Here is a 17,807-nt window from a genome sequence, read left to right on the forward strand (position 1 = left end):
CCTAGGCCCCGTCCGGCCTGTCGGTGCGACGTTTCTTCATGCCCGCCTTGACCTCATACATCCTGGCATCGGCCTGGGCGATGCAGCTGTGCAGCGGTATCTGCGGATCGCTGCGCAGCGCATGGCCCAGGGCGGCGCTGGGGCTGACCCAGACGCCGGGGGCCGCCTCGTGGCGGGCCTGCTGCAGGCGAGCCTTCAACTCCGCCAGTTCCTCCAGCAACTGCGCCTCGCCGCGATTGGGAAGGATGAACAGGAACTCGTCGCCACCGATGCGAAAGCAGTTGGCCTGGGGCCACTGGGCCCGCGCGGTCTGGGCGAACAGGGTGATCAAGACGTCGCCCGCGGCATGGCCATGGCTGTCATTGACCTGCTTGAGGTTGTTCATGTCGGCCACCACGATGGCCTGCGGGCAGTCGCCGGCCGTGCCGGCATCGCTCATCTGGCTGAAGTAGTTACGGTTGTGGAAGCCGGTCAGGCTGTCGGTATAAAGCAGGTGCTCGCGTTCGCGCAGGAACTGGGTCTTGGCGCGCTGAGCGGTCAGCTTGCGCACGACATAGGCCGTCACCGCCAATATCACCAGCAGCAGTGCGCCCAATGCGGCCAGCATCATCATCAGCTGGCTGTTGGCCTCGTTGCGCAGGGTCGGCACGGTCTGGATGCCGAGGTGCTTCATCTCCTCGAACTGGATCAGCGGGATGACCTTGTCCATGATGGCCGCCAGCTCGGGCTGCTGGCGGCTGACGCCGAAATAGATGAAGGAGTCCTTTGACGTGGCGCCGCGCTTGACCAGCTCGGCGTAGCCCAGGCCATTGATATAGAACTCGACCACGGTCGGGTTCTCGATCACATAGGCCACCTTGCCGGTGCGCAGCAGCCGCAGCGACTCCTGGATGCTGTCGGTCTTGACGATCAGCGGCTGCTTCAGGTTCTTGCGCAGGTACTCCTCGTGCCAGAAGCCATCGATGACGGCCACACGCTGGCCGTCCAGGTCATAGACATCCTGCACCGGCGGGCTGCTCTTGAGGCCGACGATGATGTCGCGCTCGGTACTGATGGCGCGCGGAAACAGGAAGTGGGCCAGGCGATCGTCGGTCTTGGCCATGTTCAGCACATGCACGTCGCCGGCCCTGGCCCTCTCCATCAGCTGCACGAACGGCGCACTGACGACCTTGAAGCGGATGCCGATGATGTCGCCAATGCGCTCCAGCGTGGCCCCGGCAATGCCCTTGTAGCGGCCCTTGTCGTAGTAGTCGAAGGGCAGATAGTCCTCGGCCACGCCGACCACGGCCTCGCCCTTCTGATCCAGCCAGCGCAGCTCGGCCTCGGTCAGGCGCAGCACCTTGCGGTTGTAAATGCGCCCGGCGTCGCCGGCCAGCGCGCGGATGGCGTCGCGGCGCTGCTCCAGATAGCGGTTGATGATCTGCCCCAGCAAGACCTGGTCCTTGGCCACCGCAAAGGTCATGTCCGAGGTGATGGCCTTGAGCACCGCGACCAGGGCCAGGCCCGGGTGCTCGTGCAGGAACTCGTACTCGATGCCGCCGCCGGCGGTGACGAAACCATCCACCTCGCCTGCCGCCAGGGCCTTCAGGCCGAGCTGCTGGTCATCGAAGCTCACCACCTGGATGTGGATATTGGGGAACTCCTTGGGCAGTTGCTCGATGACGAAGTCGTTGGACAGAAAGCCGACCCGCTTGCCGTCCAGGTCGCCCAGGGTCTGCACGCTGGAGTCCTTGCGTGCAAACACGGTGTAGGGGTACTTCTGTGCCGGGGCCGTGAAGCGCATGATCTTCTCGCGCTCGGGCGTGACATTGGCGCCATAGAGCACATCGATCTTGCCGGCCACGAAGCGGCTGTAGGCATCGTCCCAGCTCTTCACCTCGGCCGGCTCGAGGCGCAGGCCCAGCTGCTCGCGCATGTCTTTCAGCAAGGCCGGCAGCAAACCCAGGCGACGGCCCTGGAACTCGAAGCTGTCCAGGCCGGCATAGGGGTCGAAACCGACCGTCAGCACCTTGTCTTGATGGGCGGCGATCCAGGCCCGCTCGGCCGGCTCAAGCCGCAGCGCCGGTTCGGTTGCCCCTGCCGCGCCGGCCGCCATCCAGGCCACCAGCAGCAGCGCCAACAGCCGCCAGGCCGATGCAAGCCATAGCCTGGTCGGCAACTCTAGGAGCCTGTCGGGCTCGGGGTCGGGCCCGCGTTGAGTCTGCAAGGGGGGGCAGCCTAGGCGCAAAGCACAGCCGGGTTGTACACCCGGCGCGCATTTGCAACGACGGATGCTCCCCCTTGCAGACTCAACCCGAAGGGCCGGGACGATTTGCGGCGCCATACGTCGTTGCCGGCTCGTTGTGGGCGACCCATCCCACGCCTCGCCGACGCCTAGTCTGGCGCCGCAACTCGTCCCGGCGCGGGCCCGACCCCAAGCCCGACAGGCTCCTAGCCCCGCAAGACGCCCCAGCATTCGATCCAACTCGCCCTCCCGCGACCGATCCGGCACTCACCGCGCAGCGATGCTAGCCCAGAACGTGCGCGCCGGGGCGGCGCAAAGTCACGGCCCCTGCGCCGTGAAACAGGGGGGTACTAGTCCTTCTGCCCAATGGTCGGCGGACGCTCAAGCGGCGAGAGTCGAACCTGGTTCCGCGAAGTCAGGGAGAACAATATGACCGCCGCCGCTATCGGATACCTGCGCCGTCAATATATTTGCGTGCTGCGCCGCTGCGCCTGGGCCAGCGGTCTGGGCATGAGCCTGATGGTGGCCACGCCCGCCGCCCTTGGCCAGACGCCCAGCCAGACGATCCATGTGGTGCCCGACCAGCGCACCGCCACCCAGGTCAGCCAGCAGGGCAATCTGGCCACCGTGACGACCGCCACCACGCGCGGCAGCACCGCCTTCAACAGCTTCTCGCGCTTCGATGTCGCAGGCGGCCAGCAGGTCAATCTGCTCTTGCCCGCCGGCAGCGCCAACCTGATCAACAGCGTCTCCGGGCCGCCCTCGCAGATCGACGGCTGGGTCAATGCCTACAAGGACGGCCGCATCGGCGGCAATGTCTACTTCTTCAACAGTGCCGGCTTCGTCGTCGGCGCCGGCGGCGTGCTCAACGCTGGCAGCCTGACCCTGGCCGCGCCGACACCGCTGTTCATGGGCCAGTTGATCGATGGCCAGGGCGGCATCGGCGACGGCGCTGTGCTGCAGGCGCTGACCGGCAGCTACCCGCTGAGCCCCGGCGGCCTCGTACGCGTGCAGGGCCGGCTCAACGCCGCCGACGCCATCAGCCTGGCCGCCGGCCAGCTCGCGGCCGAGGGCGGGTCGCGCATCGCCGCCGGGCCCGGCGGGGCGGCGGCCTTCGCCAGCCTGGTCAATGTCAGCGGCCTGGACAGCGCTGCCGGCGTCAGCACGGCGGGCGGCCGCATCCGCCTGCTGGGCAGCGCCGATATCGCCCTGGCCGGCGAGGTGTATGGCGCGCTGAGCCCCAGCGGCGGCGCGGCCGTGACGGCGCAGGCCGGCGGCAAGCTCAGCCTGGACGGCGCGCTGCTGAGCAGCCGCGATCTGGGCCCCAGGGTCGGCACCGCCGCCGAGCACGAAAGCGCGCCCTCGCAGGGCCCCTCGGGCGGCATCGAGCTGGCCGCCACCCAGATCGAGCTGCGCAACAACGCCCGCCTGCTGGCCCAGGGCTCGGCCGGCCAGGCCGGCGCCCTGCTGCGCCTGAGCGCCAGCGACGATGCCTCGCGCGCCACCTTCGGCTCCACCGAGGACCAGTCGGCCCGCATCGTCATCAGCGGCTCCACGCTGAAGGGCGCCGATGTGCAGCTGCGCGCCACCGCCGACGACAAATACCTGTTCGCCGCCAGCCAGTCGGCGCAGAACCCCACGCCCTTCCAGTCGCTGGAGAACACGCTGCTGGACTTCTTCACCTCGCTGCGCCTGTTCGTCGATGTGACGATCTCCAAGGCCGAGGCCGGCATCAGCGTCGGCGGCGGTTCGCTGCTGCAGGCCAGTAGCGGCGACATCGACATGCGCGCCACCTCGCGGGCCGAGGCGCGCATGAATGTGCGCAGCACCATCATCGGCGTCGGCTATGGCGAATCAACCTCGCGGGCCAGCATAGACATAGGTCAGGCCAGCCTGCAGGCCGGCCGCGATGTGCTGCTGAAGGCCCAGGCCGACAACACCGTGTCGGTCGAGGTCGGCACCACCAATCTCGGCAATGCCAACAACAATGCCTCCAATCCGACCGGCTATGCCAATGCGGCGGTGGCGCTGGGCTTTGCCGAGGAGACCGCCACCGTGCGCAGCACGGCCGCCAGCCAGCTCACGGCCGGGCGCACGCTGAGCCTGGACGCCGGCGGCGCCAAGAGCTTCGAGGTGGCCAGCAGCGGCGGCTCCTTCCAGGACGGCATGGCCTCGGCCGGCGTCTCGGTGGGCCTCAACAAGACCCTGTTCGATGCCCGTCTGGCCGGCACGGCCCAGGCCGGTGCGATCAAGGTGGCCGCCCTGCTAGACGATGGCACGAGCAGTGTGCAGGCCGCCGCCGGCACCGCCGGCAAGCCGCAGAACGTCGGCGAAGCGGTGACCAGCGCGCGCACGCTGGACGGCTCCTTCATCGAGGGCCTGACGGGCCTGATCGCCAAGATCCCCGGCTCCGACGGCCGCAGCGGCAACAAGGAGAAGTTCGGCCTGTCGGCAAGCGTCGCCTTCGCCGATATCGACAACCGGGTCAGCGCCGCCATCGCCCCGGCCGCCCGGCTGACCAGCCAGGGCAGCACCAGCGTCAGCGCCAGGGCGGTGGACACCCCCATCTTCCGCGCCTCGGCCGCCGTCGACGAGCGCGCCCACTCGGACCCTCCTCCGGCCGGCGACAACCAGCAGAACAACAAGAGCGTGGCGATCTCGGGCGCCGTGGTGGTGGCCGATATGGACCATGTCACCGAGGCCACGATAGGCGACGGCGCCACCGTCAACAGCGCCGGCGCGCTGGACCTCAGCGCCCAGTCCAGGCTGCTGCCCGGCTGGGAGCCCCATGCCGCGCTGATACGCCAGCTGCGCGAGATGGACTGGAAGAGCCCGGCCGCCTACGCCGAACTGGGCTCCAAGCTCAAGGACGTGGCCGAGAAGCCCAGCCAGGGCAATACCTGGACGCAGAACTCGGTGGAGAGCGAAAAGCTCTCGCTGACCGCGGCCGTCACCTACCTGACGCTGGACAACGCCGCCCGGGCCCGCATCGGCGCGGCCCAGATCAACACCGACGGCGCCGCCGTCACACCGGCCCGCGATGTGCGTGTCGCAGCGAGTGCCGAGCAGGGCATGCTGCACCTGACCGGCGTGCCCGAGATGGACGCCACCCTGCTGACCAGCAACAGCGGCAGCGGGAAGGCCGGGGTCGGCGGCTCCTATCTGCAATTCGTGATGAAGGGCGGCGCCGACGCCAGCATAGGCAGCGGCGCCAGTCTGCGCGCCGACGATCTGGCCGTCTCCGCCCGCACCGACTTCGACCAGATCATGGTCACCGAGACCGCCGGCAAGGCCGGCAAGCTGTCGATCAACGGCTCGTTCTCGATGCTGCAATCCGAGCTGAGCACCGTCGCGCAGATCGCCGGCGGCAGCCAGGTCGAGGCCGGCAATGTGCTGCTGCTGGCCCATGACGACAGCCTGATCGTCAACATCGCCGGTGGCGTCGCGCGCAGCGGCAGCATAGGCGTGGGCTTTGCCGTCGCGCTCAACGAGATGGACCGCCACACCGAGGCCCTGCTGGGCAACCGCCTGTTCGAGACCGCCAGCGGCGGCAGCCTGACGGCCAGCGGTAATCTCTTGCTGGACGCCAGAAGTGCCGGCACCCAGGGCGCGTTTGCGCTGGCCGGCAGCGGCCCCTCGGGCAGCAGCGCCGAGGCCGGCAAGGGTGGCGACGGCACCAAGACCGCCGGCGGCGACACCGGCCAGCAGGGCAAATCGGGCATAGGCATCTCGGCCGCCGCCTCGGTCAACATCGCCGGCGACCAGACCGGCGCGCGCGTGCGCGGCCTGGACAACATCAGCGTCCGCGGCACCCTGCCCAGCCTGATCGCCTATGCCAGCGATGACGACGGTCAGACCTGGTCCTTCAGCGGGCTGGCCCCCGGCGCCCAGCTGGTGGCCAGCAACCCGACGCTGAACCTGGCCGCCGCCGGCGGGCTGAGCATCGCCTCGGGCAAGACCGCTGGCCTGGCCGGCGCCTTCGCCTGGAACCAGCTGGAAAAGGTCACCGAGGCCGGCATCGCCAGCACCCGGCTCAGCGCCCCCGCCGCGATTGCCAGCAGCGCGCTGAACAGCAACGCCAGCTGGTCGGTCACGGCCGGCGCCAATGCCGGCGGCAAGGTCGGCGTGGCTGGCTCGGTCTCCTACAGCACGGTCGATAACCAGACCCTGGCCCAGGCCAGCGACGCGCAGCTGAGCTCGGACGGCACGGTGCGGCTGGAGGCCACCGACGCGTCCAGCATACGCAGCATCGCCGGTGCCGCCAGCTATGGCGGCAAGGCCGGCTTCGGCGCCGCGCTGGGCCTGGCCGAGGTCAACAACCGCAGCAACGCCGATCTGTCGGGCGGCAGCGTCGATGCCGGTGGCCTGGAGCTGCGGGCCCGCAGCGACAACGAGATCATTTCGGTCGCGGCGGCGCTGGGCGTCTCGCAGGGCATTGCCGGCAGCGGTGCGGTGACCATCAACCTGATAGGCAACGAGACCCAGGCCATGGCCCGGCAGGCGATGGTGCAGACCGGCGCGGGCCAGGTCACCCTGGCGGCGCTCGACGACTCGTCCATCCTGTCGGTGGCCGGCACCGTGGCGCTGACCACCGGTTCGGCCTCGATCGGCATTGCCGCGGCCTATAACGAGATCGCCAACAGCACCAGCGCCAAGCTCGTCGGCGGCAGTCTGGCCGGGCGCGACCTGACGCTGGACGCCCGCGAGAGCTCGGACATCGAGGCCGTCGCCGCCGGCGGCAGCGGCGCCGCCAATGTCGGCGTCACCGGCTCGCTGGGCATCAACCGCATCGCCAACGACACCAGCGCCGAGGCCAGCGGCGCCCAGCTGGCGGCCAGCCGCAACATCAATCTGCTGGCGCGCGACAGCGCCGAGCTGCAGTCCGTCACCGGCGCGGCCAGCGCCGCCGGCAATGCCGCGGTGGGCGCCTCCGCCTCGTACAACGAGGTGGACAGCGAAGTAACGGCACGGGTCAGCGGCGGCAGCCTGGACGCGGCCGACATCGCCGTGCAGGCCCAGCGCAGCGCCACCCTGGACGTCTGGGCGATCGCCGGCACGGCCGGCGGCACCGCCGGCGTGGCCGGCTCGATTGCCATGAATCTGGCCGGCGGCGCGACCCTGGCCCGCATCGACGGCGGGGCCCGGGTCAGCGCGCGCAACAACGCGCTGCTGCTTGCCGATGCCGACGACTTCATCAAGTCGCGCGCCGGCGCTGCGGCGGTGGGCGGCACGGTGGGCGCCGGCGGGGCGATCGCCTTCAACGACATCACCTCCGACACCGCGGCCGAGCTCAGCGGTGCGGGCACCCTGCTCGAAGGCCTGGTCGAGAACGCAAACAGTTCCAACGGCGTGACCGTGCCCAGCGGGGCCTTGAGCGCCCGCAGCAGTGCCACCCAGCTGCCCTCGCAGAACCCGCTGTCCACGCGCCAGCAGACCGAGCAGCTGCATGGCGCCGGCGTGGTCGCCGTCTCGACCGCCGGGGTCGAGAACTTCGCCCTCACCGTGGCCGGCGGCGGCACGGCCGGTGTGGCCGGCACGGTCACCGTCAGCCTGATGGGCGGCGCCACGCGGGCCCGCGTCGACGGCCAGGCGCGCCTCAACCGCGCGCTGGACCAGGGCCAGGCAAGCCAGCAGGGCCTGGTCGCCGCCTACCACCACGACCAGCTGTTCTCCGGCACCGGCGGCGGCGCGGTCGGCGGCACGGCCGGCGTCGGCGGGGCGGCCGACACAGCCTTCATCAGCCACCTGACCAGTGCCACCCTGGATGGAGCGGCGCTGGCCGGCCGCGAGGCCGCGCGGGTGCTGTCACGCTCCAGCAACGAAATCACGCAGGGCGTGGTGGGCCTGGGCGGCGGCACCGTGGGCCTGGCCGGCTCGCTGGGCCTGATCATGAGCAAGGGCCGCACCGAGACCCTGGTCAGCAACAGCCAGATCGATGGCGCCCAGGGCCGCATCGATGTGCAGGCCACCAGCCGCGGCGATGTCGATATCGCCGCCGGCGCGCTGGCCGCCGGCGCGGTAGGCGTGGGCATCACCGCCACCATCAATCTGAGCGAGCAGCAGACCTCGGCGCGCACCCTGGGTTCGCGCCTGGACGCCCCGGCCACCACGACGGTGGCCGCCGATGCCGACTTCACCCAGCACGTCTATGGCGCCACCGCCTCGCTGGCCGGGGCGGTGGGCGTGGCCGGCACGGTCGATGTGCTGGTCGCCAAGGGCAGCACCGAGGCCGAGATCGGCGCCGGATCGCGCATCAACACGCAGCTCAGCGCCGCCACGCAGGACGTGCTGCTGCGGGCCGAGGAGACGGTGCGCATCGACAACAAGGTCGGCGGCCTGGGCGTGGGCGTCGGCGTGGGCGCCAGCGCGGCGGTCGATGTGGTGCTGCTGCGCAGCGGCGCGCGGGCCAGCGTCGCCGGCGGCGCCGATGTGCGCGCCGGCCGCGACATCCGCGTCGAGGCCGAGGCCGGCCGCGACATCGATGCCCTGTCCATCGCCGGCGGCGCCGGCCTGACGGCCGGCATTGCCGGCGCCGTGTCGGTGGTGTCGGTGGGCGGGCGGCCAGACAGCGACTCCAACGACAACGCCTCGGCCTCGGTGGCCAAGGTCGGTGAGCTGATGCGCGGCAGCAGCACCGGCAACCAGCTGGGCAGTTCGGGCGGTGCACGGGCCCAGCAGGCCCGCGCCAAGGCAGACAGCGCCCGTGCCGGCGTCGATCCCTCCGGCGACTTCGCCGCCACGCCCACGCGGCAGAGCGCCGAGGCGGCGGTGGCCAGTGGCGCCAGCCTGACCGCGGGCCGCGACATCGCCGTCGATGCCCATACCCGCAATGACATCCGGACCAAGGCTGTGGGCGTGGCCCTGTCGGCCGGGGCCTCGCTGGGCGGCGGCTTTGCGGTGGCGCTGTCCGAGGAACGCACCCGCGCCGCCCTGCTGGGCCGCAGCCGGGCCGGCCGCGATGTGCGCGTGCAGGCACGGGACGACCAGTCCGAGACGGCCAGCCAGCAGGCCTATGCCGGCGGCGGCGGTGCGCTCGGCCTGGCCGCCAGCCTGGCGCTGAATCGCAAGTCGGCGAACACGGTGGCCGAGATCGGTGGCACGGTCGAGGCCGCGGGTGGCGTGACGGTCGATGCCGGGGTTGACCACGGGCTTGAAGCCAAGGGCCTGGGCGCGGCCGGTGGCCTGGTGGGCATTGGCGCGGCCATAGGCCTGAGCGCCGACAGCAGCCTGGCCGATGCCCGGGTGGCCGCAGGCAGCAGCATCAAGGCGGCGGGTCTGACGGTGAGCGGCCATGCCGGCAGCGCCGCCACCACCGACGTGCTGGCGGCGGCGGGCGGCCTGGTCGGCGCCGGCACCGGTGTCGATGCCGACACCGACAACCGCGTGCGTGCCAGCACCACGGTGGGCAGCGATGTGAGCCTGGCCCTGGGCCAGGGCAGCGCCAGCTTCAGCGCCACGGCCACACCGCGCGGCAGCGCGGTGGCCCGCGGCATCACGGTCTCGGCCGGCGTGTCGATGGGCATGTCGCTGGCCGATGTGGACATCGCGTCCAACGCCAGCGTCAGCATCGGCGAGCGCCTGAAGGCCCAGGCCGGCAGCCTGAGCCTGCGCGCCGAGACGCAGCGCGAGCGCATCGGCACCGGCCCGGGCAATCTGGCCCTGTACGCGCCCAGCGCCGAGGCCGAAGCCAAGGCCGCCGCCGGTGGCCTGCTGCTTGGTGCCAGCGCCACCGAGGCCAGCACCACGGTGCGGCCCGCCACCCAGGTCAGCCTGGGCGCCGGCCACCAGATCACGCTGTCGGGCGGCTTCTCGGCCCATGCGCAGTCGGACGTGGATGGCCGCAGCGATGTCAGCGGCATCAATGGCGGCCTGCTGGCGGCCGGCGGCAATCTGGCCAATACCCAGGTGCACAGCGACACCCAGACGCTGATCGGCGCCGGCCGGCTGACGGCCCAGACCGTCAGCCTGGGCAGCGACAGCAGCGACGCGCTGGGCGCCAAGTCGGCCTCGGGCGCCGGTGGCCTGGGCGTGGTGCTGGCGGCCCGTGTCAACAACGTGGCCACCGCCAACACCCTCACCCGCCTGGCGGGCACCGTGGATGCGCGCAGCGTCGAGATCGCCGCCGAGCACCTGACCCGGCTGCACGGCGAGGCCGACAGCACCTCGGCCTCGGTGGCCGGCTACTCGGGCGCGAATGTGTTCAACAGCAGCGCCAACACGACCAGCGCCGAGCTGGCGCCGGACAGCGTGGTGCGCGCCAACGCCTTCAAGCTCGACGCGCTGAGCGCCGTGGCCAAGGACAGCGCCGGCGCCGACTGGGCGGTGCGCGCCGCCTCGGGCGGCGTGCTCTCCGGCTCCTCCGGCGGCACGCTGACGCAGATCGACAACATCACCCGCGCGCTGGTCGGCGATGGCGCCCAGATCAGCAGCAACGACCAGGGCGGCAAGCAGGCCGAGCTGGACATCGCCGCGCGCAACCGGCTTGATGTGTTCGACAGCGTGCTGCTCGACACCGGTGGTGCGATCGCGGTGGCCAGGACCGAATCCTTCGTCGATGCACGCCGCAACGACGCCCAGGTGCGCATCGGCAGCGGTGCGCTGCTGAAGAGCCAGCGCGATGTGCGCATCGAGGCCTCGACCAGCGGCGTCGTCGATACCGAGGCGCAGAGCAAGACCTATGGCCTGGCCGGCGCGGCAGAAGGCGGCACGCGCTCGCGCATCGTCACCGCCAACGGCATCACTCTGGACGGCGGGCGCATCGAGTCCGACGAGAGCGTGCGCCTGCGCGCCGGTGTCGACAACGTGCTGCGCGCCGATGCCGAGACGCGGCTGTGGAACCGCACGGCCGTGCCCATCCCGAGCGCGCCCGATGCGCTGGCCATCGTCGATCAGGACAATCGCATCGTCGTCAAGCCCTACGCACTGCCGGCCGGCACGCCGCTGGCCAGCGAGCCGCGCGAGGCGCAGATGCAGCGCGCGGCGATCGCCACCGTCAAGGACATCGAGCTGCTGGCCGGCGGCGGCCAGCGCGAGCTGCGCGGCTTCGGCCGCGGCACCGATCTGTACCGCGAGGCACTGCAGGCCCTGGGCCAGATCTTCGACAGCGATCTGAGCCTGGACATCCAGGCCGGCGCCGAGTTCGACCGCCCGGCCTCGACGGTGCAGGTCGATGGCACGCTGTTCGCCGGCACCCACTGGCGCCAGTACCTGGACATCGGCAGCGCCGGCCAGGTGCTGCGCCAGAGCGAGGGCATCAGCTTCAGCACCCGCGACAACGTCGATCTCGGCCGCGAGATCGAGGGCCGCATGAATGCGCTGAAGCAGCTGGTGCAGACCTATGCCGACAACCCGGCGGTGGCCGCCGGCTTCCAGGCCGACCTCGACCTGCTGCAGGCGCGCCGCGCCCAGCTGGGCGTGGGCGCCAAGGTCGGCTTCATCGATCTCAACCCGGCGATGGCCACCAGCGGCAACATCCGCATCAGCGGCGGGGCGCTGACGGGCGGCAGCGGCGGCGAGCTGGTGGCGCCCGGCGACGCCAGCATCCGCGTCAACAACGCCTCGAACCGCTTCCTCAGCGTGAAGAACCAGGCCGGCACGGCCGCCTGCCCTGCGGCGCTGTGCATCCCCGGCGACAGCGGCGGCGAGATCACGCTCAATGGCGCGCGCATCGCCTCCAACGCCGACATCAATCTGCGCAACGCGCCGGGCGGGGTGGCCGCGCTGGGCCGCATCGACGAGCGCAGCAACTCGCCGGCGCCGCTGATCGAGCTGCGCAACACCGCCGAGGGCACCACGCCCAAGCCGGAGGTGCAGGTGTTCGGCAATATCCTGAACCCGCGCGGCCTGGTGCGCATTGCCAGCACCGGCTCGGTGCAGGTCTCGTCCGACATCAGCGCCCAGACGGTGGACATTGCCACCCAGGGCGACTTCATCAAGACCTTCAGTCTGGGCTACACCCACACGGCCGGCGACCCGACGCTGGTCATCAAGTCGCTGACCGATGCTGAGGAGGCGGCCTCCAAGAGCCGCTTCCCGGCCGCCCGCGACCCGCTCACCGCGACCATCACGCCGCTGACCAATAGCGACACGGTGGCCACGGTGGCCAGGCCCGGCGGCACGATCATCGCCGGCAACAATGTCTTCATCAGCGGCGAGAAGCTCAATCTCAACGGCGTGATCCAGAGCGGCATCGCCGATGTGCGGGTGAGCATAGACAACGCCGCCTACGCCGACGCCAAGAACGCCAACGGCGCCTGGGTGCCGCTGCGCAACAACGCCATGGCCAGCCTCGACGCAGCGCTGCGCCCGAAGCTGCGCTGGAACGCCGCGGCCCAGGAGCTGGAGCTGGGCAATATCCAGGTCGAGGGCGGCTTCATGCAGCTGTTCGGCGACGTGCTCAGCACCGGCGGCGGCCAGCTCAATGTGCTGGACGGCTACGGCCGCATCCAGGTCGAGAACCTGACCGACCGTGCGCTGGTGCTGAACCGCCTGGACACCGGCGCCGGCACCCAGGGCCGCATCCGCATCACCGACACCAGCACCCGCGACGCGGCAGGCAACAATCTGGTGACGACGATCACACGCAGCAACGGCCAGGTCCAGACCACCCAGGAGAATGTGGCGAGCAAGGACGATGCGCGGCCGCTGGTCAGCGCCGTCGCCAGCGACACCAGCGGCCGCAGTGCCCTGTACACGCCGCGGGCCAACCGGCGGCTGAACTGGATCAATGCCGAGAACATCGCCGTCGCCTACAGCCAGATCTACACCCGCACCTGCGCCGTCAGCTGCGACTTCGGCGAGCTGGCCGACTGGCTGGCCAAGAACGCGCCGACGCAGACCGTGGTGGTCGCGCCGCCACCGGTCTACACGCCGCGCATCAGCGGTCTGTGGCTGACGAATGGCGACAAGCGCACGGCCGACTACATCTACGACTTCCGCAAGGACCGCTACGAACGCGGCGGCACGCCCGAGTACTTCCTGCGCCGCTACCGCTCGGGCGCGGCGGACTTCTACGACAACATCGAGACGCGCCGCGACTGGAGCTGGAAGGAGCGCAACTTCTTCACCCACAGCCTGGCGGCCAGCCGGCCGGTGGCGATCAACTTCATCGGTGCCGACGAGGGCACGCTCAGCGTCACCTCGCGCGATGCCGCCATCAAGCTGGGCGACACGGTGCGCAATCTGAAGGGCACGACCCTGCTGGACGCCAGCCGCATCGGCCTGGCCGGCGGCGTCACGGCCGGCCAGGTGATCGCCGACCGGCTCACACTGACGGCGCGCAACGGCGCCATCGGCGAGTTCGGCAACGGCAGCGGCAGCGAGTTCCGGCCGCTGGAGGTGCAGCTCTCGGCCACCGGCAGCGTCGACCTGCGTGCCGGCACCGACATCGCCCTGCGCGCCTACCAGGGCGGGCTGCGGCTGGGCCGTGTCGACACCCCCGGACGCCTGTACCTGCAGGCCGAGGGCGATATCGTGCGCGGCGGCGGCGCCACGTCGGCGCTGGCCGCCGGGGACATGCGGCTGATCTCCGACAACGGCAGCATCGGCAGCCTGACCGCACCGCTGCTGATCAATCTGCCGGCCGACCGCGGCGGTCTGGAGGCCCGCGCGGCGCGCGACATCGGCATCGCCGAGGCCACCGGCGACCTGCGCCTGGCCCAGGTTGCCAGCTCGGGCGGCGACGTGCTGCTGCGCGCGGCCAACGGCGGCATCGTCGATGTGGACACCGTGCAATCGGTCAAGCAGGAGACCCGCGAGGCCCTGCTGGGCGTGGCGCGCCGCGCCGGCCTCACCGCCGACAGCGGCGCCCAGGCCGGCGTCGAGCTCAATCTGCAGCGCTACGAGCAGGGCAAGCGCCAGGAGTACCTGGCCTACTGGCAGATGCGCGGGCTCAAGGAGCGCTTCGACAGCAAGGGCCTGTCACAGGGCTTCGCGGCCAGCGCCTACGACCCGAAGTTCGTCTACGTCGTCGATGCCGGCACGGCGGCCCAGCTGAAGGCGGCCAATGGCTGGAACGATGCCCAGCTGGCGGCCTGGCGCGATGGCCAGACGGCCTTCTATCATCGCGCCGCCACCGAGTTCGGCAAGGGCGATGCGCGCAGCTACGACCCGGTCTGGCACTTCGACAGCGCTGCTCATCCGGCGCTGCGCCAGGCGCTGGCCAACGGCGGCGTATGGAACGAGGCGCAGATCACCCAGCGCGTCGCGGCCGGGCTGTTCAAGGACACGGCCGACACCCAGATCCTGGTCGAGAACCCCAACGTCAGCGGCCGCAATCTGCAGCTGGAGGCGCGCAACGGCATCGGCCGGGCATCGGCCGGCACCGACATCTCGCGCGACCCGCGGCAGTGGACGCCCGAGCAGCAGCTGGCGCTGCTGGCCGCCGACCGCGCCGATCTGCAGCTCACGCCCACCGGCCTGCGCATCACCGCCAAGGACGATATCGACCTGGCGATGCGCGACACTGGCGGCAGCGGCGGCGCCCTCAGCGCCAAGGCAGGCGAGGCCATCTACCTCGGCTCCGAGGGCGATCTGCGCCTGCAGCAGGTGCTCAGCACCAACGGCGAGGTGCGCATCAAGGCGCGCGGCAGCCTGACCCAGCTGACCGCCGGCAGCAGCGCCGTCAGCGGGCGCGACGTGCTGGTCGAGGCCGGCGGCGGCGCGCTCGGCGCACCGGGCACACCGCTGCAGGTGGCCACCCAGGCCGGCGGCAGCGTCACCGCCCGCGCGGCGCACGACCTGACCCTGGCCGGCGCGCAGGGGCTGGTGATAGACCAGATCTTCACGCCCGGCGCGGCCTGGCTGTCCAGCCCCGGCTCGCTGACCGGACGGCTCAACAGCGCCGATCTGAACGTGCGCGCCGGCGCGCTGACGCTGATCGCCGGCGGCAGCATCGGCCTGCCGGGCGATCCGCTGGCGGCGCTGGATGTCTCGGTCACCGGCCCGCTGCAGCTGCAGGCCGGCAGCGGCGCCTGGCTGGCGGCCAGCGGCGAGGCGCTGGAGCTGGCCTCGGCACGGGTGGCGAACGGCCCGCTGCGCATCGCCGCCCAGGTGCCGGCAATGCGCATCAGCGGCGCCGTCGAGGCCCTCACCAGCATCGATATCGACAGCGCCGGCAGCCTGACCCTGGGCCCTGGCAGCGCCCTGCATGGCGCCGCCGTGCACCTGACGGCCGCCAACCTGCAGGCGCAGGCCACGACGATACAGGCCCGCGACACTCGGCTCCAGGCCCGCAGCGGCGACCTGAGCCTCGATGAAGGCAGCCGCGTCGAGGCCGACGCACTGAACCTGAGCGCCAGCGGCCGCCTGCAGAGCCTGGGCAGCCTGAGCGCCAGCGGCGCCAGCGCGGTGTCGGCCGACGGCAGCCTGCTGCTGGCCGGCCATCAGGCGCTGCAGGGCGCGACCGAGCTGACTGCCGGCGGTGCGATGGAGCTGCGCGGCACCGGTGTGGTCGGCGGTGCGCTGCGGGCGCAGGCCGCCAGCCTGCGTCAGCAGGGCAGCCTGGAGCTGCGTGGCCCGGCGAGCTTCAATCTGCTGGGCATCGCGCAGATCGGCGGCACGCTGATGACGCGCGGCGACCTGGCCCTGCTGGCCGGCGGCACGCTGGGCCTGGACGGGCTGCTGCAGATCGGCGGCCTGGCCAACCTGCAGGCCGGCGGCGACTGGACGCTGCGCGGCATGCTGCAGGCCGCCAGCGTGCAGGCTCAGGCCGGCAACGACCTGGCCCTGGGCGGCGTGATGCGCAGCAGCGGCGACGCCGGCTTTGCGGCCGGCCGCGACCTGCGCACCAGCGGTCTTGTCAGCGCCGGCGGCAGCCTGAAGGCCAAGGCCGTGCGCGATCTGCTGGTGCTGGGGCCGATGCCGACGGCGGTGCAGGGGGTGACACTCGAAGCGGGGCGCCGCAAGGTGCTGCCGCCAGCCAAGCCATGAGGGGCTTGGGCCTCATCGCCATGGCACTGGCAGGCGCCGTACAGGCCGCCGAGCCGCCCGACCCCGGCGCCCAGCAGGGCCTGGAGCGCCAGCAGCGCGAACGCCAGCGCCAAGAGGAGCAGCTGGAGCGCAGGCCGGCGCCGGCGCCTCTGGGCACGCCGGCCGCCCCGGCGGCGCTGCCGCCGGCCTCGCGCCTGCGCAATATCCCGGTGCAGCGCATCGAGACCGGGCCGTCGGAAGTGCTTGGCGCCGACGAGTTGCGCGCCCTGGTGGCCCCCTACGAGGGCCGCACGCTGAGCCTGGCCGACCTGGTGGAGCTCACCGAGGCCATCAACGCCCTCTACGCCGCCAAGGGCGCGCCGACGGCGCGGGCGCTGCTGCCGCCGCAGGAGATCGAACAGGGCCGGGTGCGCATCCAGCTGGTCGAGGCCAGGCTGGGCCGCATCGCGCTGGGCCCGACCCGGCTAGGCCAGGCCCTGGTGCGCGAACATCTGGGCCTGGTCAGCGGCGAGCTGGTCTCGGTGCCGCGCATCGAGGCGGCGCTGCAGCGCTTCAACCGCAGCCACGAGGTGCAGCTGGCCGCCACCCTGGCCGCCGGCGCCAGCCCGGGCACCAGCGATCTGGGCCTGCAGGCCAGCGATCCGCCGTTCAGCCAGTGGACGCTGTTCGCCGACAACGCCGGCAGCAGCAGCCTGGGCGAGCGGCGCCTGGGCCTGGCCCTGCGCCTGCCCCTGCTCAGCGAGCGCGGCGACAGCCTCAACGCCAGCCTGCTGCTCACCGGCCGGGCACCCAGCCCGAGCCTGAGCCTGGGCTATGCACTGCCCCTGGCACCGCTGCGCCGGCTCGACCTGAGCTACAGCCATGGCCGCATCGCGGTGCGGCGTGGCAGCTTCGCCGCACTCGATCTGACCGGCAGTTCGCGCGATCTGGGCCTGGGCCTGACCCAGACGCTGTGGCTGAAGCCCGAAGGCAGCTGGAGCGCGGGCCTGCGCCTGAGCGCCAAGGACTCGGCCACCGACGTGGCCGGCGAGCGCGTGCGCCAGCAGCGGCTGACGGTGCTGGGCCTGAGCAGCACGCTGGACTGGCAGGACGAGGCCGGCAGCTGGAGCGGCGAGGCCCAGCTGGCGCGCGGCCTGCGCGCGGCCGGCGGCGAGGCGAGCTACACCGTGCTGCGCGCCAGTCTGGCGCGGCTGCTGCGCCTGGCCAACGGCCAGCAATGGCTGCTGCGCGCCGCGCTGCAGCTCTCGCCCGATCCGGACCTGCCCTCGTCGGAGCAGTTCCAGCTGGGCGGCTCCGCCAGCGTGCGCGGCTATGCCGAAGGCCTGCTCTCGGCACGCCGCGGCGCCTTTGCCTCGCTGGAATGGCGGCGGCCGCTGGCCCTCGGTGACCTCACCCGCTGCGCGACGCACTGCGCCCTGCAGCTGCTGGCCCATGCCGACGTTGGCAGCAGCCGGCCGGGCGGTGGCCACGGCGCACAGACCCTGGCCTCGGTCGGCCTGGGCCTGGCCGGCGAGCGGGGCCCGGTCTCTGTGCGTCTGGGCCTGGCCTGGCCGCTGCGCCAGCCGCCCGCCGAGGCCGCAGAGGCACCGACCCGCCGCCCGCGCCTGCATCTGTCCGCCTCGACGGTCTGGTGAGCATCGCCGCACCGTCACCT

3 protein-coding genes are annotated in these 17,807 nt (G+C 71.8%); 2 read left to right on the plus strand and 1 reads right to left on the minus strand.

Going from position 1 to position 17,807, the window contains the following annotated elements; all coding sequences use genetic code 11:
• Nucleotide 1: 1 nt before the first annotated feature.
• Nucleotides 2–2,206, minus strand: a complete 2,205-nt coding sequence (locus tag DES47_RS25565) for a transporter substrate-binding domain-containing protein (protein WP_166652169.1) — start codon at nt 2,204–2,206, stop codon at nt 2–4.
• Nucleotides 2,207–2,653: 447 nt separating this feature from the next.
• Here DES47_RS25565 and DES47_RS25570 point away from each other — a divergent pair, with 447 nt between their 5' ends.
• Nucleotides 2,654–16,153 carry a leukotoxin LktA family filamentous adhesin gene (locus DES47_RS25570; RefSeq protein WP_166652170.1) on the plus strand — a complete coding sequence of 4,500 codons (13,500 nt, stop codon included), beginning with the start codon at nt 2,654–2,656 and terminating at the stop codon, nt 16,151–16,153.
• A gap of 5 nt (nt 16,154–16,158) precedes the next feature.
• Entirely contained in the window at nt 16,159–17,787 is a 1,629-nt protein-coding gene (locus DES47_RS25575; protein WP_166652171.1) for a ShlB/FhaC/HecB family hemolysin secretion/activation protein, read from the plus strand.
• Nucleotides 17,788–17,807: the final 20 nt, after the last annotated feature.

The organism is Roseateles toxinivorans (genome assembly GCF_004362525.1).
GTDB lineage: Bacteria > Pseudomonadota > Gammaproteobacteria > Burkholderiales > Burkholderiaceae_C > Paucibacter > Paucibacter toxinivorans.